This window comes from Amycolatopsis sp. NPDC049691 (assembly GCF_040675005.1).
Classification (GTDB): Bacteria; Actinomycetota; Actinomycetes; order Mycobacteriales; family Pseudonocardiaceae; genus Amycolatopsis.
The window spans coordinates 25,213-45,594 of the sequence record NZ_JBFANX010000030.1 but is presented as its reverse complement, the minus strand read 5'-3'; the positions used below and the strand labels follow the sequence as shown (position 1 = coordinate 45,594).

19 protein-coding genes and 1 tRNA gene are annotated in these 20,382 nt (G+C 70.8%); 18 read left to right on the top strand and 2 right to left on the bottom strand.

What is annotated here, in order from left to right; translation table 11 throughout:
- Positions 1-15: 15 nt before the first annotated feature.
- From topA to AB0J40_RS42615, 10 genes are all read left to right on the top strand, one after another.
- Complete coding sequence (gene topA, locus AB0J40_RS42660; RefSeq protein WP_364465492.1) at positions 16-2,895, top strand: type I DNA topoisomerase; 2,880 nt, start codon at positions 16-18, stop codon at positions 2,893-2,895.
- A gap of 118 nt (positions 2,896-3,013) precedes the next feature.
- Positions 3,014-3,622, top strand: coding sequence for a hypothetical protein (locus AB0J40_RS42655; protein WP_364465490.1), 609 nt, complete (start codon positions 3,014-3,016; stop codon positions 3,620-3,622).
- Positions 3,623-3,708: 86 nt separating this feature from the next.
- Positions 3,709-4,500: an ESX secretion-associated protein EspG gene (locus AB0J40_RS42650; protein WP_364465488.1), complete on the top strand. Its 792-nt coding sequence runs from the start codon at positions 3,709-3,711 to the stop codon at positions 4,498-4,500.
- The gene (locus tag AB0J40_RS42645; protein WP_364465486.1) at positions 4,493-4,732 is read left to right on the top strand and encodes a hypothetical protein; all 240 of its coding nucleotides are present in this window, start codon (positions 4,493-4,495) and stop codon (positions 4,730-4,732) included. The genes AB0J40_RS42650 and AB0J40_RS42645 overlap by 8 nt, the downstream gene beginning before the upstream one ends.
- Positions 4,725-5,516: a hypothetical protein gene (locus tag AB0J40_RS42640; RefSeq protein WP_364465485.1), complete on the top strand. Its 792-nt coding sequence runs from the start codon at positions 4,725-4,727 to the stop codon at positions 5,514-5,516. Before AB0J40_RS42645 ends, AB0J40_RS42640 begins: the two co-directional genes overlap by 8 nt.
- 506 nt (positions 5,517-6,022) lie before the next feature.
- A complete protein-coding gene (locus AB0J40_RS42635; protein ID WP_364465483.1) occupies positions 6,023-6,634 on the top strand; it encodes a hypothetical protein in 612 nt (203 codons plus the stop codon).
- 148 nt (positions 6,635-6,782) lie between these two features.
- Complete coding sequence (locus tag AB0J40_RS42630; RefSeq protein ID WP_364465481.1) at positions 6,783-8,912, top strand: dTMP kinase; 2,130 nt, start codon at positions 6,783-6,785, stop codon at positions 8,910-8,912.
- Positions 8,909-10,114 carry a DNA polymerase III subunit delta' gene (locus AB0J40_RS42625; protein WP_364465479.1) on the top strand — a complete coding sequence of 402 codons (1,206 nt, stop codon included), beginning with the start codon at positions 8,909-8,911 and terminating at the stop codon, positions 10,112-10,114. Before AB0J40_RS42630 ends, AB0J40_RS42625 begins: the two co-directional genes overlap by 4 nt.
- An 83-nt stretch (positions 10,115-10,197) precedes the next feature.
- Positions 10,198-10,737, top strand: a complete 540-nt coding sequence (locus AB0J40_RS42620) for a DUF6232 family protein (protein WP_364465477.1) — start codon at positions 10,198-10,200, stop codon at positions 10,735-10,737.
- A 16-nt stretch (positions 10,738-10,753) separates the two neighbouring features.
- The gene (locus tag AB0J40_RS42615) at positions 10,754-11,089 is read left to right on the top strand and encodes a hypothetical protein (RefSeq protein WP_364465475.1); all 336 of its coding nucleotides are present in this window, start codon (positions 10,754-10,756) and stop codon (positions 11,087-11,089) included.
- A gap of 55 nt (positions 11,090-11,144) precedes the next feature.
- Here the strand turns inward: AB0J40_RS42615 and AB0J40_RS42610 are convergent, their stop codons facing one another.
- Complete coding sequence (locus tag AB0J40_RS42610) at positions 11,145-12,809, bottom strand: hypothetical protein (protein WP_364465473.1); 1,665 nt, start codon at positions 12,807-12,809, stop codon at positions 11,145-11,147.
- 133 nt (positions 12,810-12,942) lie between these two features.
- Between AB0J40_RS42610 and AB0J40_RS42605 the strand changes: the two genes are divergently transcribed.
- Positions 12,943-13,016, top strand: a tRNA-Thr gene (locus AB0J40_RS42605).
- A gap of 242 nt (positions 13,017-13,258) precedes the next feature.
- Here the strand turns inward: AB0J40_RS42605 and AB0J40_RS42600 are convergent.
- A complete protein-coding gene (locus AB0J40_RS42600; protein WP_364465471.1) occupies positions 13,259-13,714 on the bottom strand; it encodes a GreA/GreB family elongation factor in 456 nt (151 codons plus the stop codon).
- Positions 13,715-13,837: 123 nt separating this feature from the next.
- Between AB0J40_RS42600 and AB0J40_RS42595 the strand changes: the two genes are divergently transcribed.
- From AB0J40_RS42595 to AB0J40_RS42565, 7 genes are all read left to right on the top strand, one after another.
- Positions 13,838-14,425 carry a TetR family transcriptional regulator gene (locus AB0J40_RS42595; RefSeq protein ID WP_364465469.1) on the top strand — a complete coding sequence of 196 codons (588 nt, stop codon included), beginning with the start codon at positions 13,838-13,840 and terminating at the stop codon, positions 14,423-14,425.
- 106 nt (positions 14,426-14,531) lie between these two features.
- Positions 14,532-15,737, top strand: coding sequence for a M14 family metallopeptidase (locus AB0J40_RS42590; protein WP_364465618.1), 1,206 nt, complete (start codon positions 14,532-14,534; stop codon positions 15,735-15,737).
- Between the two features lie 28 nt (positions 15,738-15,765).
- Positions 15,766-16,287 (top strand): gamma carbonic anhydrase family protein, encoded by a 522-nt coding sequence (locus tag AB0J40_RS42585; RefSeq protein ID WP_331658596.1) that lies wholly within the window; start codon positions 15,766-15,768, stop codon positions 16,285-16,287.
- Positions 16,288-16,326: 39 nt separating this feature from the next.
- Positions 16,327-16,755: a 50S ribosomal protein L11 gene (gene rplK, locus AB0J40_RS42580; protein ID WP_364465467.1), complete on the top strand. Its 429-nt coding sequence runs from the start codon at positions 16,327-16,329 to the stop codon at positions 16,753-16,755.
- Position 16,756: 1 nt separating this feature from the next.
- On the top strand, positions 16,757-17,161 hold the full coding sequence (locus tag AB0J40_RS42575) for a hypothetical protein (protein ID WP_364465465.1): 405 nt from the start codon (positions 16,757-16,759) through the stop codon (positions 17,159-17,161).
- A 112-nt stretch (positions 17,162-17,273) separates the two neighbouring features.
- Positions 17,274-18,542, top strand: a complete 1,269-nt coding sequence (gene glyA / locus AB0J40_RS42570) for a serine hydroxymethyltransferase (protein WP_364465463.1) — start codon at positions 17,274-17,276, stop codon at positions 18,540-18,542.
- Positions 18,543-18,720: 178 nt separating this feature from the next.
- Entirely contained in the window at positions 18,721-20,370 is a 1,650-nt protein-coding gene (locus AB0J40_RS42565; RefSeq protein WP_364465461.1) for an MDR family MFS transporter, read from the top strand.
- Positions 20,371-20,382: the final 12 nt, after the last annotated feature.

The following is a 20,382-nucleotide window of genomic DNA, read 5'->3' as shown; positions in this document are numbered from 1 at the left end:
GCCTGGCGGGACGAGATGAGCGGAGAGCAGGACAGCGTGGCAGGAGCACGGACCAAGAAGAACGGAGCCTCGGCGGGCAACGGCGCCGGGCACCGGCGGCTGGTGATCGTCGAGTCCCCGACGAAGGCCCGCAAGATCGCCCCCTACCTGGGCGGCGGGTACGTCGTCGAGTCCTCCGTCGGGCACATCCGCGACCTGCCGCGTGGCGCTGCCGACGTGCCGGCCCAGTACAAGGGCGAGTCCTGGGCGCGCCTCGGCGTCGACGTCGACAACGGCTTCAAGGCCCTCTACGTGGTCACCCCGGACAAGAAGTCCAAGGTCACCGAGCTCAAGGGCCTGCTCAAGGACGTCGACGAGCTCTACCTCGCCACGGACCCCGACCGCGAGGGCGAAGCCATCGCGTGGCACCTGCTCGAGACGCTGAAGCCGAAGGTCCCGGTCCGCCGGATGGTCTTCCACGAGGTCACCGAGCAGGCCATCCGCGCGGCCGCCGACTCGACCCGCGAGCTCGACGCCGACCTCGTCGACGCCCAGGAGACCCGCCGCATCCTCGACCGCCTCTACGGCTACGAGGTCTCGCCGGTGCTGTGGAAGAAGGTCATGCCGAAGCTCTCGGCGGGCCGCGTGCAGTCGGTGGCGACCCGGATCGTGGTCGAGCGCGAACGCGAGCGGATGCGCTTCACCTCGGCGTCGTACTGGGACATCTCGGCGACGATGGACGCGGGCGAAGAAGCGTCGCCGCGAAACTTTCCCGCGCGCCTGGTCGCCGTCGACGGCGCGCGCCTGGCCACCGGCCGCGACTTCGGGTCGGACGGGCAGCTCAAGGCGTCGAACACCGAGGTCCGCGTGCTCGCGGAGGCCGACGCCCGGCGCCTGGCCGAAGCGCTGAAGCAGCGTGACTTCAAGGTCGCGAGCGTCGAAGAGAAGCCGTACACGCGCAAGCCGTACGCGCCCTTCATGACCTCGACGCTGCAGCAGGAGGCCGGCCGCAAGATGCGGTTCACCTCCGAGCGCACCATGCGGATAGCGCAGAAGCTGTACGAGAACGGCTACATCACTTATATGCGTACCGACTCCACGACGCTGTCGGAGTCGGCGATCTCGGCCGCGCGCAGCCAGGCCACGCAGCTGTACGGCAAGGAGTACGTCTCGCCGTCGCCGCGCCAGTACACGCGCAAGGTCAAGAACGCGCAGGAGGCCCACGAGGCGATCCGGCCGTCGGGCGAGGTCTTCCGCACGCCGGGCCAGGTGGCGGGCGAGCTGGACACCGACGAGTTCCGGCTCTACGAGATGATCTGGCAGCGCACGATCGCGTCGCAGATGGCGGACGCCAAGGGCACCACGATGTCCGTGCGGATCGTCGGCAACGCGACTTCGGGCGAGGAGTGCACCTTCGCGGCTTCGGGCCGCACGATCACCTTCGCGGGCTTCCTCAAGGCGTACGTCGAGGCCGTCGACACCGAGACCGGTGGCGAGGCCGACGACAAGCAGAGCCGCCTGCCGGTGCTGGAGAAGGACCAGGCGCTCACCGCGTCGGACCTGAACCCGGACGGCCACACGACCTCGCCGCCGGCGCGGTACTCGGAGCCGAGCCTGGTCAGCAAGCTGGAAGAGCTGGGCATCGGCCGCCCGTCGACGTACGCGTCGATCATCAAGACGATCCAGGACCGCGGCTACGTCTGGAAGAAGGGCTCCGCGCTCGTCCCGTCGTGGGTCGCGTTCGCCGTGATCGGCCTGATGGAACGGCACTTCGAGCGGCTCGTCGACTACGACTTCACCGCCGGCATGGAGGACGAGCTCGACCGCATCGCGGCCGGTGACGAGCAGCGCGCGCAGTGGCTGTCGAAGTTCTACTTCGGCGGCGACATGGGTGTCGACGGCTCGATCGGCCGCCTGGGCGGGCTGAAGAAGCTGGTCGAGGGCAGCGTCGAGGACATCGACGCGCGCGAGATCAACTCGATCCCGCTGTTCAGCGACGCCGACGGGCACACGGTCGTGGTCCGCGTCGGGCGCTACGGGCCGTACCTCGAGCGCGAGGTCAACGGCGAGTCGCAGCGCGCGAACCTGCCCGAGGACCTGCCGCCGGACGAGCTGACGCAGGAGATCGCGGAGAAGCTGTTCGCGACCCCGCAGGAGGGCCGCACGCTGGGCACCGACCCGGTGAGCGGGCACGACATCGTCGCGAAGGAAGGCCGCTTCGGGCCGTACGTCACCGAGGTGCTGCCGGAGATCGAGATCCCCGAAGACGCCACGGCCGCGCAGAAGAAGGCGCTGAAGGCGAAGGCGCCGAAGCCGCGTACGGGCTCGCTGTTCAAGTCGATGGACATCGAGACCATCACGCTGGAAGACGCGCTGAAGCTGCTCTCGCTCCCGCGCGTGGTCGGCAAGGACCCGGAGTCCGGTGACGAGATCACCGCGCAGAACGGGCGCTACGGGCCGTACCTGAAGAAGGGCACGGACTCGCGCTCGCTGTCGACCGAGGACCAGCTCTTCTCGATCACGCTCGAAGAGGCGCTGAAGATCTACTCGGAGCCGAAGCAGCGTGGGCGGTCCGCGACGGCGAAGCCGCCGCTCAAGGAGCTCGGCGAGGACCCGGTCTCGAAGAAGCCGATGGTCGTCAAGGACGGCCGGTTCGGCCCGTACGTGACCGACGGCGAGTACAACGCGACCCTGCGGAAGGGCGACGAGATCGAGTCGCTGACCGCGGAGCGGGCGTCCGAGCTGCTGGCCGAGAAGCGGGCGAAGGGGCCGGCGCCGAAGCGGAAGGCGCCGGCGCGCAAGCCGGCGTCGACGACGGCGAAGACGGTCAAGGCGGGCACGAGCAAGACCGCCAAGGCCGCGGCCGCCAAGTCCACGACGACGAAGCGCAGCTCGACGGCCACGAAGGCCAAGTAGGACCGCTCATGAAGGCCCCTGGTACGCCAGGGGCCTTCATGGTGTCCGGCCACACTTTCGGGTGACCTCTCGAACGGATGTTCGGGAAATTGTCGGTGGTCCCGGGTTCCATGGACGCGTGACCAAGACACCACGCACCGTGCACACGGTGACCACCAAGATCCTCAAGCCGGTCCGGGCGGCGGCCGCCGGCAGTGCCACCGCCGTGGACATGATGGAGTCGCTCACCGGCTTCATCGGCACCGGCGGCGTCTGCGGCGTCGCCGTCGCGATGGCCGACGAGCCGTGGACTTCGGCCTTCTTCGACGACCGGGCCAAGTTCGGGATCGCCGGGGACGGCCTGCGCCTGTCCGGGCCTTCGCCGGGCGGCGTCGCGGAGCTGCTCCGCCTGGCGTTGACGCGCCTGCCTCCCCTGCCGCCGGCGCCGGGCGAGGGGTTGTGCCTCGACGCCGACGGGCGGGGCGTGCTCGAGCCCGGGCAGGAGTGCCTCGTCCTCGATCTCATGGACGACCTGCGGCGGCCCCGGCGCGGCACCGTCCAGTTCGACATCGCCCGCGACGGCGTGCCTTCGCGGTGGGAGATGCTCGCGTTCGTCGACGACGACCGCGGACGGCACCTGGCGGCCCTGGGCAGACCGCGGGGCGGCCACCGTCGCCTCTGGTGGCTGCCCGGCACCGTGGAGCGGCTCGCGGACTTCGTCGAAGGGCGGGTGCCGGAGCATGCTTGAGCCGCTCGGCGACCGTTCACCGACCGACATCACCCACTCGAACATATGTGCGAGAAATTGTCGGTGCCAGGGTGTTCAATCGAGGGGTGAACACTTCAGTCGCCGTCTTCGACGTCATCGACGAGGTCATCGCCCCGCTGTCGGCCGAGGTGCCGGAGCGGCCCTCGGTGATGGAGTTCTACGACCCCGAGTTCGAGATCCCGCCGGTGCTGGCGGACACCGAACCGCTGCCGGGGCGGCGCTCCTCGACCGCGTCGAGCCTCGCCGACGAGGTGGAGCAGTACACCCGGTTCGTCGCCGGGATGGCCGCGATCGGCCTCGCCCCGGGCGGCGAGGTCACGGCGGAAGCGGTCGGGCTGTACCGGGCGCTGCGCGGCGGATTCATCCGCGGCGTGGTCACCGGTGTCTTCCCGGCCCGGCGGGAGCCGTGGGAGGTGCGGTTCTTCGGCGACGAGGACTACACCACGGTGCTGCACAAGCTGGGCAACCGCGCGCGGCTGCGGTCCGGCTTCCTGAGCGAGCTGCCGGGCTGGGTGTTCGACGGCCTGCCCGACCGGCCGCCGGGACCCGGGCCGCACCTGCGCATCGAGACCGACGAGGGCGGTCTGATCCCGCGCCGGTGCGAGCGGGCGGTGGAGCAGATCCGGGAGTGCGCGGCCCGGCCGCGGCTGGGCACGGTGCTGGTCGACCTCGCGGTGCGCGACGCGATCCTGGCCGAGTACCCGCACGGCGCGTTCGGGCTGGTGGACAACGACCTGGGCCGGTACCAGTTCAGCGCGGCGGTCGGCCGGACCGGGCGCTGGACGGTGACCTGGGGTCCGGCCTCGCGGAGCACGGCCGAGCAGTGGATCGTCGAGGCGGTGCAGAGCCATGCGTGAGGAGGAAGGAGCGGTGCGGACGACGGCCGGGGAGGGAGTGGACAGAGTGGTGGCGGCGGCCCCGCGGGACTTGACGGTGCGCGACGCGATCCTCGAGGCGGCCGAGCTGAACAGCGGTGTGCCGGAGCCGCGACAGGCGGCCGCGGCGTCGGAGGCTGCTCCGGGGGCGTCTTCGGAAGCCTCGCCGGCGGAGGCCGGGCCGGATCCGGGCGAGAGGCGGCGGCATGGCTGAGCGCACGGCGGCCAGGGAGCTGCTCGAGCTGGCGGCCGGCCCGGTGCTGGCGGCGATGCCGGACCGGGACCCGGTCGACCGGCTCTACAACCCGGACGTCAGCGACCACGAAATCCTGGTCCACGGCCCGGTCTCGGACGACCCGGCGGACCTGGTCGCCGAGGTCGAGCGGCACACGGCGTGGGCGGCCTGGATCGACGGCACGCCGTTCGGCGAGGACGGCGAGCTCAACGAGATCGGCTTCGAGGTCGTGTCGCTGATGCTGCGCGGTTCGGTGCGGGCGGCGCTGTGCGGCGTGTTCGACGGCGAGCCCGAAACGGCGGACATCCGCTGCTACGCGGACGGCGAGCGGGCGTTCATGATGGGCTCGCTGCCCGGCCGCACGGCGATCCACCTGGCGGATTTCGAGGAGCTGCCGGAGATGCTGGTGGCGGAGCTGCCGGAGGTGCCGTTCGGGGCATCGCCCCGAGCGATCTGGTTGTCGGTCGACGACGACGGCCTGGTCCACGACGGCCAGGACGACGACGTGTGGGCGATGCGCGAGGTGCTGGCCAGGCCCCGCTCGGGCACGGCGGTCCTGGACATGCTGGCGTTCGGCGGCCTGTGCGCGGAGTTCCCCGACCACGGGTTCGTCCTGGTGGACACGGACCTGGGGAGGTTCGCCCTGGCCGCCCTCGACCGCGGCGACGGCTTCCGCCAGCTGGTGCTGAGCCCCTTCAGCCGCGGCATGCTCCGCGACTGGTGCCGGAAGATGATCGACCTGGGACAGGAGGAGGTGCCCTGAGCGGAGAGGTGCGATGACTTCCGGGCAAAGGGACGAGCGTCGGCGCGGCGGGCGCCGTCCGTGGGCCTGGCAGTGCCGCGGCGCGGACCGGTCCGTCGCCGCGGCCGAGCGTGGTCGCGTTCCGGGGGAGCGCGCCGCCGGCCGGCGCGCACCCGCATCGGCCGCGGTCCGATCAGCCCCTGCCGGAAGCCCCCAGGCGGCGCAGTCCGCTACCCCGGTCTCCACGCGAACTCGTGCCCAACCCGACCAGAACCCGGCAAACTGGTCAGCAAAGGCCAGCCGCCGGCCACCTGCCCGCCGGACGCCGCTGTGACGGGACTCACTACAATCCGTCACCATTGGCGGTCGACCCGGCCACCGGCGGACTGGACACTGCAGGGGGTTCGGGCACGGGCTTGCGCTGCGTGACCGACCCTCCACTGGAGACAGAGCCATTGGGCGGATGCGTTATCCGCCAGCGTCGCTACCCTGGAAAGGCGAGGACATTCAGTAGTGAGGTGGTCACCATGAGCGCGAACGGTGAGGCTCCCTTCTTCAATGCCCCCGAGCTCACTCAGCGCGACGGCACTCTGTCCGCAGCACCCGGCGAAATGTTCGCCGACCCCGTCTCGGGGCTCGTCACGGCCGACCCCGAACCACGTACCGCGGTCGCGAATGGCCACGAGCCCGCCGCCATCCCGGTGGCCGGGCCGGTGGCGCCCGACGAAGAGGCCGTGCGCCGGATGGTCGAGGAAACCCTCCGGGAGGAGGGCGCCAGGACCCCGGAGGCGATCCCGCCCGCGGGCACCACGAGCACCGTCGGCGAGGAAGTCGCGCCGCCGATGGGGTTGCTGCCACGGCAGCGGAACCGGCGGCGCACCTGGCCGAACCGGCCGCCGCTGCAGCGGCCACTGCGGCGGAAGCCGCCCGTGGACACCGGCGACGACTTCGACGAAGACCTCGAGGTGGTGCCCGTCAAGCGGCGGCGGCTGCCGTCGATGTCGATGCCGGCGTTCAACCGGCCGTCGTCAAGCGCGGCCGGGGTCATGCTCGCCGTGGCGTTGCTGATCGTGTTCGGTTTTGTCGCCATCGAGATGGTGTCCAGCCTGGTCAGCAGCGTGACCGGGCTGTTCGACTAGCGTCCGCTCGCTGGTCCCCGCCCCGCCGGGACCTCGGGGCCGTCCGCGCGGCAAGGGCCGATCGGGCTACCCTGACTTCACGGTCGGGCGACCTCACGAGGGCGTCCGGCACCGCCGTGACTAGTGGGGTGGGCGTATCAGCGAGGGCGTGCGATCGGTACCCGGGGCCGGCCCGGGTGCGTCGTCGGGCGCCGAGGCGTCCACGATCAACCGGGTCCGGCGGGTACTGGCGATCAAACCGTTCCGGCGCCTCTGGGGCGTCACGTACCTGTGCAGCGTGGCCGACTGGCTGAACATCCTCGCCCTCACCGGCCTGGCCACGAAGCTGACGAACAACTACTTCGCGCAGAACTTCGCCTTCGTCGGCGTCGTCCTGACGGGCCTGGCACCGGGGCTGCTGTTCGCCCCGGTCGGCGGGTTGCTCGCGGACCGGTTCGACCGCCGCAAGGTCATGGTGGTCGCCGACCTGCTGCGCTGCGGCTTCCTGCTGTCCATCGCCTTCGTCAGCGCGCCGTGGTGGCTCCTCGTCGGCAACTTCCTCGTCGGCAGCGCGGCGAGCATGTGGATTCCCTCGAAAGAGGCGGCGGTTCCCAACCTGCTCCGCCGGCCCGACCAGGTCGAGACGGCCAACCAGCTCGGCATGGTGATGACCTACGGCCTCGCCGTCATCACCGCGGCCGGCGCGAACGCGATCATCACCGGCGTCAACACGACCTTCCACCTCTTCCCCGGGGAGAGCGCGAGCCTCAGCATCGCGAAGCTGGTCGTCATCATCACGGGCCTGCTCTACCTGGCCAGCGCGATCCTCATCGCCACCCGCATCCCCGAACTTTCCCTGCGCAACGTCCACGTGCTGCCGGAGCAGAAGGTCAAGCCGGCCGACGAGGAGAAGCTCGGCGTCGGGACGATGATCGCCGATGGCTTCCGGTTCATCCGCAGCACGCCGCTCGTGCGCGGCCTGCTGGTCGGCGCGTTCGGCGCGTTCGCCGCCGGCGGTGCCGTGATCGGCTCGGCCAAGCCGTACTCCTCGAGCCTGCTGGCCGGCGACTCGGCGTTCAGCCTCCTGGTGCTGGCGGTCTTCCTCGGCCTGGCCTCCGGGATGGCGCTCGCGCCCAAGCTCTCCCGACGGCTCCCGCACGACCGGTTGTTCGGCGTCTCCATCATCGCGGCCGGGCTCTCGCTCGCGCTGGTGGCGTTGTCGCCGCACCTGTCGATCTCGCTCATCACCGTGGTGCTGGTCGGCTTCTGGGCCGGGACGGCCTTCCTCACCGGTGTCACGATCATCGGCTCCCGCGTCGAGGACGCCATCCGCGGCCGGATCAACGCGATCTACCAGCTGATGATGAAGCTGGTCCTGTTCGGCACGACGGTCACGGTGCCGGTTCTGGTCGGCGTGGTCGCGCCGCACACCGTCAACGTCTGGGGCAGCCCGGTCACGATCGACGGCACCCGGCCGATCATGCTCGGCGGCGCCGCGATCGCGCTGGTCGCGGGCCTGTTCGCCTACCGGCAGATGGATGACAAGCGCACCGAGCCGATCCTGTCGGACCTGCGCAACGCGCTGCGTCGCACGCCGCGGCGCGTCAACGGCTTCCTCATCGCCGTCGAGGGCACCACCGCGATCAACACGGCGATCCAGGCCGTCAACCTCGCCGACTGGATGCGCGGCGGGACCCGGCCCGTCGTCGTCGCGGCCGATCCGGCCCTCGACGACAAGCGGCTCACCGCCCTCGTTTCCGGTGCGTCGCTGACCGGCGCGCGGGCCCAGGCGCTGGCCGCCGCCGCGGTGCGGGCCGACATCGTCGAGCGGCACGTCCAGCCGGCGCTCGACGCCGGTTCCGTCGTGGTGATGGAGCGGTTCGTCGACTCGCCGCTGGCGCATCTCTCGGCCGTCGCCGGCCTGGACAGCGACGAGCTCGAAGGCCTCGCCGACTGGGCGACCGGGCGGCTGCGCCCGGACCTGACCGTCCTGCTGGACTCCGCGCCGCACGGCGCGCCGCGCGACCGGTCGGCCGCGATGAACGACCAGTGGCGCGTCCAGCACCTGCTCACCGAGATGGCCGCGGCCGACCCGGACCGCTACGTCGTGATCGACGCCGACGGCACCGACGCCGAGGTCGCCGAGCGCATCCGCACCGCGCTGCGCGCCGTGTTCGTCGGCCGCCTGTCCGCGCTCGCGCCGACGACGGAGAAGCCGGTGACGCTGCCGCTGGACGTCGACGTCGACGTCACCCTGCCCGTCGAAACCCCGGAAGAGCCTCGCGTGGAGGCGAAGTGACGACGACCGAGCGGATCGGTGTCTGGAACCAGCTCGTCGGCCAGGACCCCGCGGTCGAAACGCTGAGCGCGGCCGCGGCCGCCGCCGCGAAGATCGTCGCCGGCGAGCCCGCCCCGCCCGGCGCGATGACGCACGCGTGGCTGCTCACCGGCCCGCCCGGGTCCGGCCGCTCGGTGGCCGCGCGGACCTTCGCCGCGGCGCTGCAGTGCAGCACCGGGACCGGCTGCGACGCCTGTCCCGGCTGCCACACGACGATGGCCGGCACCCACGCCGACGTCCGGCTCGTGGTGCCGGAAGGGCTGTCCATCTCGGTCGCCGAAATGCGGGCCCTGGTGCAGGCGGCCGCGCGCCGCCCGACGACCGGGCACTGGCAGGTCGTGATCATCGAAGACGCCGACAGGCTCACCGAAGGCGCGTCGAACGCGCTGCTGAAGGCCGTCGAAGAACCGCCGGACCGCACGGTCTTCCTGCTGTGCGCGCCGTCGGACCACCCCGAGGACGTCTCGGTGACGATCCGCTCGCGCTGCCGCCTGGTGTCGCTGCGGACGCCGCCGCCGGAGGCGATCGCGGACGTCCTGATGCGCCGCGACCACATCGACCCCGAGCGCGCGCAGTGGGCGGCTTCGGTGTGCGGCGGCCACGTCGGCCGCGCGCGCCGGCTCGCCACGGACGAGGCCGCCCGGCAGCGGCGGGCCACCGTGCTGCGGATCCCGCTGGGTCTCCGGCGGCCGAGCGACGTCTTCACGAGCGCCGACCAGCTGATCAGCGCGGCGGAGGCCGACGCGGGCGAGGCGAGCAAGACGCGCGACGAAGACGAGCGCAACGAGCTGCGGACGGCGATGGGCGGCGACGGCGTCGGCAAGGGCGTCGCCGGCGCGAAGCGGGCCGCCGAAGCGGCGGTCAAGCAGCTGGAGAAGAAGCAGAAGTCCCGCGCGACCCGCACCCAGCGCGACACGCTCGACCTGGCCCTGATCGACCTGGCCGGCTTCTACCGCGACGTCCTGGTGACGGCGACCCGCTCCGGCGCGACGCTCAACCACCCCGACCACGCCGACCAGATCCGCGAAGCGGCGCAGGCGTGGACGCCGGAGTCGACCCTGCGCCGTCTCGAAGCGGTGCTGGAGTGCCGCGAGGCGATCGACTTGAACGTGAAGCCCCGCATCGCGGTCGAAGCGATGGTCACGACTCTGCGTCAGGGCTGAGGTCCGCCCGAAAGGACATTGTCGCCGGTTCCCGTTCCAGTGACCCTGGTCCCGCTGCGGTTTCCGCACGGAAGGACCGGGAAATGCCCCACCGGAACGGTGACATAGAGGTCAAAGTCAGCCAGCAGATCCTCTGGGTGGGTGGCGAGGCGTACCCGCTGCGGAACATCGCGCGGGCGCGGGTGGTGCGGCTGACCGTCCGCCGCGGCGCCGCGTTCGGCCGGTTCCTGGGCTTCACGCTGCTGTGGCTGGTCCTCGGCATGGGGGCAACGGTCGCGTTGCGCGCGGCGAAAAGCCAAGGCGTGCACCTGGACCGGAACCTCGGCGACGTCGTGCTCGTCGTGACGGGCGTCCTGATCGGGCTCGCCGTGCTCCGGCTGCTCTACCTCCTGGTGCGCCCGGCGCTTTTCGCGCTCGTCATCGAAACGGCGGGAAACCCGCACACCGCGTTGATCACCACCGACGAAGAAGTCGTCTCCCAGATCGTCCGGGAAATCATGGCGGCGATCAACAACCCGGCCGCGCGGTTCAAGTACACGGTCAACAACATCCACAACGGCGACAAGTACGGCGGCGACCACGTCTCGGTCAGCGGCTCCGGGATCGGCAAGATCGTGCACTGAAGGAGAGGACCGAGCGATGAGCGGCACCTACCACTACGGCGACAGCTACGGCGGTGACCGGGTCGAGGTCAGCGGGTCCGGGATCGGCAAGATCGTGTACCAGGGACCGGCCGACCGGCAGGCGGCGCTGCGGGAACTGCTCGACGCCGTCCAGGCGCTGCGCCCCCAGGTGACCGGCCCGGACCGCCAGGTCATCGACGAGTCGCTGGCCACCCTCCAAGCGCCCCAGCCGGAACCGGCGCGGCTGCGTCGCGCGCTCGGCGCCGTCTCCGGCGTCGCGATGATGGTCGGCCAGGTCGGCGTCCCGGTCGCCGAAGCCGTGCGCAAGGTCCTGACCGCCCTCGGCATGTGACCCGCGCGAAGAAGCCCGCCAGGCGAACCTGGCGGGCTTCTTCACACCCCTCGGGTCAGTCGCGCGGACGCGGTGACGGCTTGAACGGCTTCTCCTCGACCGCGACCGCCAGCGGACGCCGGCGCGTGCCCGGCATCGCGGCCACCATCACCACGCCCAGCAGCAGCATCGCGGTACCCGTCCAGAACAGCGGCACGGTGTCGTACGCGCCGCCGGTGTAGGCGAGGTTCTTCACCGGCCCCTTCGGTGCCTGACCGCCCGCGGGCGGCGTCGACGTCGACCCGCAGACCACGCCGCCGGTCGGCGCGTAGGCCCGCGCGATCTGCTCGCCCAGCGACAGCTGGGCCAGTGACGACGGCAGGTTCTTCGCCTGGTCGTCCGGCAGCAGGCTCTTGAGCTTCGTCGTCGGCAGCAGCTGCAGGTCGAACATCCGCGCCGACGCGCCCAGCTGGAAGCCCTTGAAGGGCGTGGTCATGTTCGCCGACTTCTGGTCCAGCCCGGCGATGCTCAGCCGCAGCACACCCAGGTCCAGCACCGTGCCGGTGGTGTTGCCGACCTGCTGGACGCCGTTGGTCAGCGTCGAGACCAGCCCGCCGACCACCGGGATGTCGTTCAGCTGCCCGAACTGGTCGCTCAGGCCCTTCAGCGGCAGCCCGATCGGGATGTCCTTCGTCGGGTGCGCCGCGTCCAGCGTGTACAGCGTCTTGCCGCCGGCCGTGATGGTCAGCACCGGCGCGGTGTACTCCACTTTGGACGTCTTCGCGTCACCGGTGGACGTCACCTTCAGCGTCGGCTGGCTGGCCACCTTGATGCTCAGCGCCAGCGGCGTCCCCTTGAGGATCTCGATGTCCGCGGCCTGCAGCGTCGACGTCGACTGCACGGCCTTGTTCTTCGAGCCGGGCACGTCGACCAGCTTCACCTGCGAGCGCGACGACAGCGTGTTCGGCAGGCTCAGCAGCGACCCGGTGCCGTCCTTCGCCGTCTGCCCGCCACCCTGCAGCAGGCCACCCAGGCTCTGCAGGCCCTTCGTCAGGTCGAACCCGCTGGCCAGCGAGTTCGGGTCGAGCTTCGGCTTCAGCGCGTCCAGACCCAGGTTCGGCATCGACGGGACGACGTTCAGCAGCGACAGGCTCGCCACCGACGTGCTCGCGTCCGCGATGGTGTCGACGCACGGCCCGAGCGTGGGGCTCCACCGCGCGTGCGCGCTCCCGTTCAGCAGGCCGACGTTCAGCAGCGGGTTCGACGGCGCGTTGAGCCCCCCGCTGATCGGCTGCGGGTTGTCCGGCAACGCGGTCTGCACGACACTGCCCGGCGTCTGCGGCGCGTTCCCGCCGATCGACAACCCGAACGGCGAAGCCTGCGCGATCGCCTTCTCGTAGCTCAGGTAGGCGTCCGAGTTCGCCGACGCGCTCGACAGGCCCATCCCCGCCTCGAGCGCCGACTGCTTCGGCAAGGTGGCCCCGAACCCCGGCAGGATCGTGCTCGTCGGCACGGCGTTGGGCAGCAACCGGATGATCCCGAGCGCGGTCCCGGCATCCCCGACGGCCTGCCCCAGCGGCTGCGGCCCGATCGGCGCCGAGATCGGCGCCTGCCCCGGATTCGCCGGCTGCGGGATCGGCGTCGTCGGATAGGTCGGATCGGCGTTCGCCGGCGCCGCGCTGAACAGGAGCAACGCCGCGGCCGCCGGCAGGGCCACCGAACGGGGCAGTCTTCGCCGCATGTGCCAGAGCCTCCAGATAGGTCGACCGGGGAGTGAGACCGACGTCATAGGGCCCTAACGACGGTCCCCCCGGAAAGTGACGCGCACAGCCTCCGCTACACTTGCTCTCGTCGCCAGCGCGAGCCGGAGACATGCCGCCTTAGCTCAGTCGGCCAGAGCGATTCACTCGTAATGAATAGGTCGGGGGTTCGATTCCCCCAGGCGGCTCGACAAGGTTGGAAGGCCCCTGCCCCCAAAGGGCGGGGGCCTTTTCCTTGTCTCGCGTGTCTTGGGGGGCTCCGCCCCGCACCCCGCCCGGAGGGCTCCGCCCCCGGCCCCCCGCGTGGTCGAGTTGCGTTGTCGGCTGCCGATTTTCTTTTTCGGAACCACCCTTATGGGGGGACTTCCCGCCTTGTCTGGACGGGCGAAGGCCCCCGGTGTGAGCCGGGGGCCTTCGGATGAGCAGGGGGTTACTTCGGGGGCGTCAGCTTGACCACCGTGGCCTTCGCGTCGCCTCGGGGGGTTCGGTAGGTGATCTCGTCGCCCGCCTTGGCTCCCACCAGGGCCAGGCCCAGGGGGCTGTCCGAGGTGATCGCGTCCGCGTCTTCGCCGGGGACCGTCACCACCTGGAACGTCTCTTCGTCTCCGTCCGAGAAGCGGAGCGTCACCACCGTGCCGTCGGGGAGCTGCGCGTTGCCGTAGCCGCCGTGCTCCATCTTCGCGGCCAGGTCCGCTATCTGGCGGTCCAGCCGGGCCGCCGCCTCCGCGCGGTCGATCACGTCCGCCTGGTCCGCCGCGTCACCGGTGCGCTCCTGCTCGCCGGGTTGCGGCGCGAGGGCTTCCCGCTGCGCGCGCAGGTTCGCGATTTCCTTCTCCAGCTGGCTGCGCGCTGCCGAGCTGAGCCCCTTGTCCCCTGAGATCACCATGCCGGGCATTGTCCGCTGCGCGGAGCGGGGTGGCCAATCCGGTTTTTCACCCGCGGGCCGCCCGCGGGACGTCTGCCCTAGGATTCGGGGCTGCCGTCCAGTCAGAAGGTAACGAGAATCACCGTGAGCGCAGTCCCCGGTCGCAGCGACCGGCTCTCCCCGAACCAGCTGGCCAAGCAGGAACAGATCGTCGAGGCCGCGCGGACCGTCCTCGCCCGCGACGGGCTCGCCGGGTGCACCGTCCGCGCCATCGCCGACGCCGGCCCGCTCACCAAGAGCGCGATCCACTACTACTTCGCCGACATCGACGTCCTCATCGACCGCGCCATGGCCGCGCACATCACCGCCTTCGCCGCGGGGTTGCGCGAAGTCGCCGCGAAGCACGACGACCCGCGTACGCGCCTCTTCGCCGTCCTCGAGGAGTACCTGAGCGTGTTCGCCGCCAACCCCAACGCGGCGTTCCTCTGGTTCGAGTACTGGATCGCCGCCGGCCGCGCCCAGCACCCGCAGGCCATCGACGCCATGCTCACGTCGCTCACCGAGCTGCTGGCCGAGCTGCTCGCCCCCCTGGACGTCGACGACCCGCGCGCACGGGCTCGCGCGCTCCTGTCGTACCTGCTCGGCACGGTCGTCCAGCAGCGGGTGCGCCCGCGGCCGTTCGCCGCACTGCGGGGCGACATCGAGGCGCTCTGCTTCGCCAACTACGGCTAGCAACGCCCTTTAGATCCGTAGACGTACGGATTGCGCACTACGTCCGGCTCCGGCCAGGGTCGAGAGACCCCCGAGAGCAGGAGACGCTATGCGCCCACGAACGTGCCTGGCGGCGGCCGCGGCCGCCCTCTTGATGCTCACCACCGGCGGACCGGCCGGTGCCGCCCAGCCCACCGGACCGCAGGTGTACGAGGTGACCGGCACCGGCACGGCCCAGCAGCGCACCGAGGTCGCGCGGACCGGCGCCGACATCCTCGACAGCACGGACGGCACGACGACCGTCATCGCCAACCCCGCCGAAGCCGCCCAGCTGCGCGCGCTCGGCTTCGGCGTCAAGGCGCTCGGCGCGGTCAACCGGCCGCGGACCGCGGCGACCGTCGAGGACTTCCCGGCCGGCTACACCGGTTACCACACCTACGCCGAAACGCAGACCGAGCTGCAGAAAGCCGTCGCGAACTACCCCTCGCTGACGAAGCTCGGCAGCGCCGGGACGTCGTACGAGGGCCGCGCGCTGTCGCTGATCAAGATCTCGGACAACGCCGCGACCGACGAGAACGAGCCCGAGGTGCTCTTCACCTGCAACCAGCACGCGCGCGAGCACCTCACCACCGAGATGTGCCTCCACATCGTCGACCGCCTGACCAGCGGATATGCGACGAACAGTGCGATCAAGCGGCTCGTCGACAGCACCGAGATCTGGGTGATCCCCAGCGTCAACCCGGACGGCTCCGAGTACGACATCTCCGGCGGCACGTTCCACAGCTGGCGCAAGAACCGCCAGGGCCCCGGCACCGACACCAACCGCAACTGGGGCTACAAGTGGGGCTGCTGCGGCGGTTCCTCTGGGTCGACGTCCAGTGAGACCTACCGCGGCACGGCGGCGTTCTCCGCGCCCGAGACCCGGGCCGTCTCGAACTGGGTGAACTCGCGGGTGGTCGGCGGCGTCCAGCAGATCAAGACGCACATCGACTTCCACACCTACTCCGAGCTGGTGCTCTGGCCGTTCGGCTACACCTACGCCGACACCGCGCCGGGCCTGACCGCGGCCGAGGCGCAGAAGTTCCAGACGCTCGGCAAGCAGATGGCCGCGACCAACGGCTACACCCCGCAGCAGTCCAGCGACCTCTACATCACCGACGGCAGCGTCAACGACTGGATGTGGGCGACGCACAAGATCTGGAGCTTCACCTTCGAGATGTACCCGAAGGGCGGCAGCCCGGGCTTTTACCCGCGCGACACGCAGATCGTGCCGCAGACGACCCGCAACGACCAGGCCGTCGACATCATCATCAACGCGGCGATCACGGGCTGAGCCGCTGGGGGCGGTTTAGGGTGCGGGCATGCCTCTGTTCTCGTTCGAAGGGCTCAGCCCGCAGGTCCACCCGGACGCCTGGATCGCCCCCACCGCCACGCTCATCGGCGACGTCGTCGTCGAGAAGGACGCCTCGATCTGGTTCGGCGCGGTGATCCGGGCCGACTTCGGCCGGATCGTCATCCGGGAGGGCGCCAACATCCAGGACAACTCGGTGATCCACGTCAACGACGGCGTCTGCGAGGTCGGCAAGAACGTCACCGTGGGCCACCAGTGCCTGGTGCACGACTGCACGATCGGGGAGCAGGCGCTGATCGGCAACGGCTCGACGGTGCTCGACAAGGCGAAGATCGGCGCGCGGGCGCTGGTCGCTGCCGGGGCGACGGTCACGCCGTCGACGGAGGTGCCGGAGGAGGTCATCGCGATGGGCAGCCCCGCGAAGAAGTTCGTGCCCCTGACCGACTCCGCGCGGATGTGGGTCGAGCACAACGCGGCGATCTACCAGGAGCTGGCGCGTCGGCACCGCGCCGGGACGAAGCCGATCGATTGAGTTTGACTCTCCAGTAACTGGAGACTCTAGCTTCGGGGCATGGCTCCGAAGACGAAGAAACTCACCCACCAGGTCACCCTGGAACTCACCGCGGGCAACGCCCCGGTCGTCGACCTCGGCAAGATGCTGGGGCAGACCGGGGTCAACCTCGTCGAGATCAAGAAGGCCTACGACGCGGCGACGGCGGCCCAGCGCGGCGACATCGTGCCCGTGGTCGTCTCGGTGTTCGAGGACCGCTCGTTCGACCTGCGGCTGAAGACGCCGCCGACGTCGTTCCTGATCAAGAAGGCGTTGGGGGACAAGGGTTCCGCGCGGCCGGGCCACGAGGTCGCGGGCAAGCTGACCAAGGAGCAGCTGCGCGAGATCGCCGAGCGCAAGCTGCCGGACCTCAACACCTCCGACGTCGACGCGGCGATGCGCACGATCGCCGGCACCGCCCGGTCCATGGGCGTCGTGGTCGTCGACTGACGTGCGCAAGCACGCGGTCGTGCCGCCGTTCCACGCGCTGGACCCCGAGCTCGGGGTGGCGGAACGGTTGCTGCGCCAGGAAAACCCGGCGCTGTGCGGGATAGTCGCGCGACTGCCCGACGAACACGCGGCCGCGCGCCGCCTCAACGCCGTGCTGGCGGAGGCCGGGGCGCGGCCGCGGCTCGTCGACACCGGCGCGGCGTGGCGGATCGTCTACGTGACGCCGCGTGCGAGCGAAAGCGAGCTGGCCGCGGGCGCGGCGGGCCTGGCGGAACTGGTGACCGTCGGCGGCTGGCGCCGCGTCAAGCGCTGCGCGACCTGCGGCAGGCCGTTCTGCGACCGCACGTCCGGGTGCACCCGCAAGTGGTGCGCCGAACACCGTCGAGCCTCGAGCGGGGTGGACTAGGCTCTTACGCGCAGCAGCGACTGGCGCCATCGAGGTGGAGCACCACCGGGAAGCGACTACGAGGCCGGCACCGCGCGCCTGGGTGAAGGCCACTCCAGAGCCGGAGTACGCCATGACACACCAGCCGAAACTGAACGCACTCGCCGCCGCCGATCCCGCCATCGCCGGGCTCGTCGAGGACGAGGCGAAGCGCCAGCACGACAAGATCCGCCTGATCGCCTCGGAAAACTACGTCTCGCAGGCCGTGCTCGAGGCGACCGGCACCGTGCTCACGAACAAGTACTCCGAGGGGTACGCGGGCAAGCGCTACTACGAGGGCCAGCAGTTCATCGACCAGGTCGAGCAGCTGGCCATCGAGCGGGCGAAGGCCGTGTTCGGCGCCGAGCACGCGAACGTCCAGCCGTACTCCGGGTCACCGGCGAACCTGGCCGTGTACCTGGCGTTCGCCCAGCCCGGCGACACCGTGCTCGGCATGGCGCTGCCGGACGGCGGCCACCTCACCCACGGCTGGAGCGTCTCCGCGACCGGCAAGTGGTTCACCCCGGTGCGCTACGGCGTCGCCAAGGAGACCGGCCGCGTCGACCTCGACCAGGTCCGCGACCTCGCCCGCCAGCACCGGCCGAAGCTGATCTTCGCCGGTGGCACGGCGATCCCGCGCACGATCGACTTCCCGGCGTTCGCCGAGATCGCGCGCGAGGTGGACGCGGTGCTCGTCGCCGACATCGCGCACATCGCCGGGCTGGTCGCGGGCGGCGCGCACCCGTCGCCGGTCGGGCACGCGCAGGTCATCACGACGACCACGCACAAGACCCTGCGCGGCCCGCGCGGCGCGATGATCCTGTCCGACGCCGAGCACGCGAAGGCCGTCGACAAGGCGGTGTTCCCGGGGCTGCAGGGCGGCCCGCACAACCACACGACCGCGGCGATCGCCGTCGCGCTCGGGGAGGCGCAGCAGCCGTCGTTCAGCGAGTACGCGCACCGGATCGTGGCGAACGCCCGCGCGCTGGCCGACGCGCTGCTCGCCTGCGGCTACGACCTCGTGTCCGGCGGAACGGACAACCACTTGCTGCTGATCGACCTGACGAACAAGGGCGTCGCGGGCAAGCCGGCGGCGCAGGCGCTGGACCGCGCGGGCATCGAGCTGAACTACAACACGGTGCCGTTCGACCCGCGCAAGCCGTTCGACCCGTCCGGCATCCGGCTGGGCACGTCCGCGATCACGACGCGCGGGCTGCGGCCGGAGCACCAGGTCCAGGTGGCGGCGTGGATCGACCGCACGATCACCGCGGCGGCCGCGTCCGACGAGGCCGCGCTGGACACGATCGCCGCGGAGATCCGCGAGTTCCTGGCGCCGTTCCCCATCCCGGGCTACTCCGCCTGACGCTCGTCCGCTGAAGGCCATCTCCGCAGGTCGGAGGTGGCCTTCAGTGCGTCCGGGGGCGCGGAGACGCGGCTCACAGGAAATTTGATTGCACGATGCAAGCTCTCTGGGAATACTTGGTCGAGACAAGTAGTTGACGGGTACAAGCAACTACGACGAAGGCTGAGGGAGACCCACCATGAGCGACACCACCACGGCGGAAGGAGCAGCCGCTACGAACGGCAAACTGTCCCACCGCCAGATCCTGACCGTCCTGTCCGGGCTGATGCTCGGCATGTTCCTCGCCGCGCTCGACCAGACGATCGTTTCGTCCTCGATGCGCACCATCGCCGACGAACTCCACGGCTTGTCCCTGCAGGCCTGGGCCACCACCGCGTACCTGATCACCGCGACGCTCTCGACGCCGCTGTACGGCAAGCTCTCCGACCTCTACGGCCGCAAGCCCATGTACCTCACGGCGATCTCGCTCTTCCTGGTCGGTTCGCTGGCCAGCGGTATGGCGACGTCGATGTACGAGCTCGCCGCGTTCCGCGCCTTCCAGGGCCTCGGCGCCGGTGGCCTGATGTCGCTGGCGCTGGCGATCATCACCGACATCACCGCGCCGCGCGAGCGCAGCAAGTACCAGGGCTACTTCATGGCGGTGTTCGGCATCTCGAGCGTCGCGGGCCCGGTCGTCGGCGGGTTCTTCGCCGGCATCGACACCTTCGCCGGCATCACCGGCTGGCGCTGGGTCTTCCTCGTCAACGTCCCGATCGCGCTCGCCGCGCTGGTCGTCGTCACCAAGGTGCTGAACCTCCCGCACACCCGCGTGGACCAGAAGGTCGACTACTGGGGCGCCGTCGCGCTGGCCACCGGCCTGGTGCCGCTGCTGATCGTCGCCGAGCAGGGCCGTGAGTGGGGCTGGGGCTCCGCCGCCTCGATCGCCATGTACGTCGTCGGCGCGCTCGGCGTCACCGCCTTCGTCTGGATCGAACGCCGGATGGGCGACGCCGCCCTGCTGCCGCTGCGGCTGTTCAAGCGGCCGGTGTTCCGGATGTCGACGCTCGTCACCGTCGTCCAGGGCGCCGGGATGTTCGGCGCGATGATGTCGCTGCCGCTGTACCTGCAGATCGTCAAGGGTGCGACGCCCACCCAGGCCGGCCTGCAGATGCTGCCGCTGACGCTGGGCATCATGTCCGCGAGCATGACCAGCGGCCGGCTCATCTCGAAGACCGGGCGCTACAAGATGTTCGCGGTGGCCGGGATCGGCCTGATGGCGGCGGCGCTGTTCGCGCTGTCCACGATCACCGTCGACAGCTCGCTCGCGCTGGTCATGATCATCGCCTTCGTGATCGGCCTCGGCCTCGGCGCCTCGATGCAGACGCTGGTGCTGGCCGCGACCAACGACGTCCGCCCGCAGGACATCGGCGTCGCCACCTCGGCGGCGACGTTCTTCCGGCAGATCGGCGGCACGGCGGGCACCGCGGTGTTCCTCTCGATCCTGTTCGGCACGGTCGGCGACCGCATCGCGAACGCCATCCGCTCGGCGATGACCCAGCCGGCCTACGTGACGGCGCTGGCGCAGCACCCGGAGTTCGCGAAGCAGATGCAGAGCGGCCTGGACGTCAACGACACGTCGTTCCTGTCCACGCTCGACCCGACGCTGGCCCGGCCGATCCTGCAGGGCTTCGCCGAGTCGATGAGCACGGTGTTCCTGGTCGGCGGGATCGTGCTGACCGTCGGCTTCGCGCTGGTGTGGTTCCTCAAGGAGAAGCCGCTGTCGGACAAGTCGGCGATGGAACAGCGCGCGGAGGCCGAGGAGGCACCCGCACTGGCCATGGCGCACTGACCGGGGAATGAA

Bases quoted from the DNA above. Each gene is read 5' to 3' on its own strand.
- AB0J40_RS42585 (WP_331658596.1), top strand. From the start codon at position 15,766: ATGCCTCTGTTCTCGTTCGAAGGGCTCAGCCCGCAGGTCCACCCGGAC.
- topA (WP_364465492.1), top strand. From the start codon at position 16: ATGAGCGGAGAGCAGGACAGCGTGGCAGGAGCACGGACCAAGAAGAAC.
- AB0J40_RS42620 (WP_364465477.1), top strand. From the start codon at position 10,198: ATGCCCCACCGGAACGGTGACATAGAGGTCAAAGTCAGCCAGCAGATC.
- glyA (WP_364465463.1), top strand. From the start codon at position 17,274: ATGACACACCAGCCGAAACTGAACGCACTCGCCGCCGCCGATCCCGCC.
- AB0J40_RS42565 (WP_364465461.1), top strand. From the start codon at position 18,721: ATGAGCGACACCACCACGGCGGAAGGAGCAGCCGCTACGAACGGCAAA.
- AB0J40_RS42600 (WP_364465471.1), bottom strand. From the start codon at position 13,714: ATGGTGATCTCAGGGGACAAGGGGCTCAGCTCGGCAGCGCGCAGCCAG.
- AB0J40_RS42635 (WP_364465483.1), top strand. From the start codon at position 6,023: ATGAGCGCGAACGGTGAGGCTCCCTTCTTCAATGCCCCCGAGCTCACT.
- AB0J40_RS42610 (WP_364465473.1), bottom strand. From the start codon at position 12,809: ATGCGGCGAAGACTGCCCCGTTCGGTGGCCCTGCCGGCGGCCGCGGCG.
- AB0J40_RS42640 (WP_364465485.1), top strand. From the start codon at position 4,725: ATGGCTGAGCGCACGGCGGCCAGGGAGCTGCTCGAGCTGGCGGCCGGC.
- AB0J40_RS42645 (WP_364465486.1), top strand. From the start codon at position 4,493: ATGCGTGAGGAGGAAGGAGCGGTGCGGACGACGGCCGGGGAGGGAGTG.
- AB0J40_RS42615 (WP_364465475.1), top strand. From the start codon at position 10,754: ATGAGCGGCACCTACCACTACGGCGACAGCTACGGCGGTGACCGGGTC.
- rplK (WP_364465467.1), top strand. From the start codon at position 16,327: ATGGCTCCGAAGACGAAGAAACTCACCCACCAGGTCACCCTGGAACTC.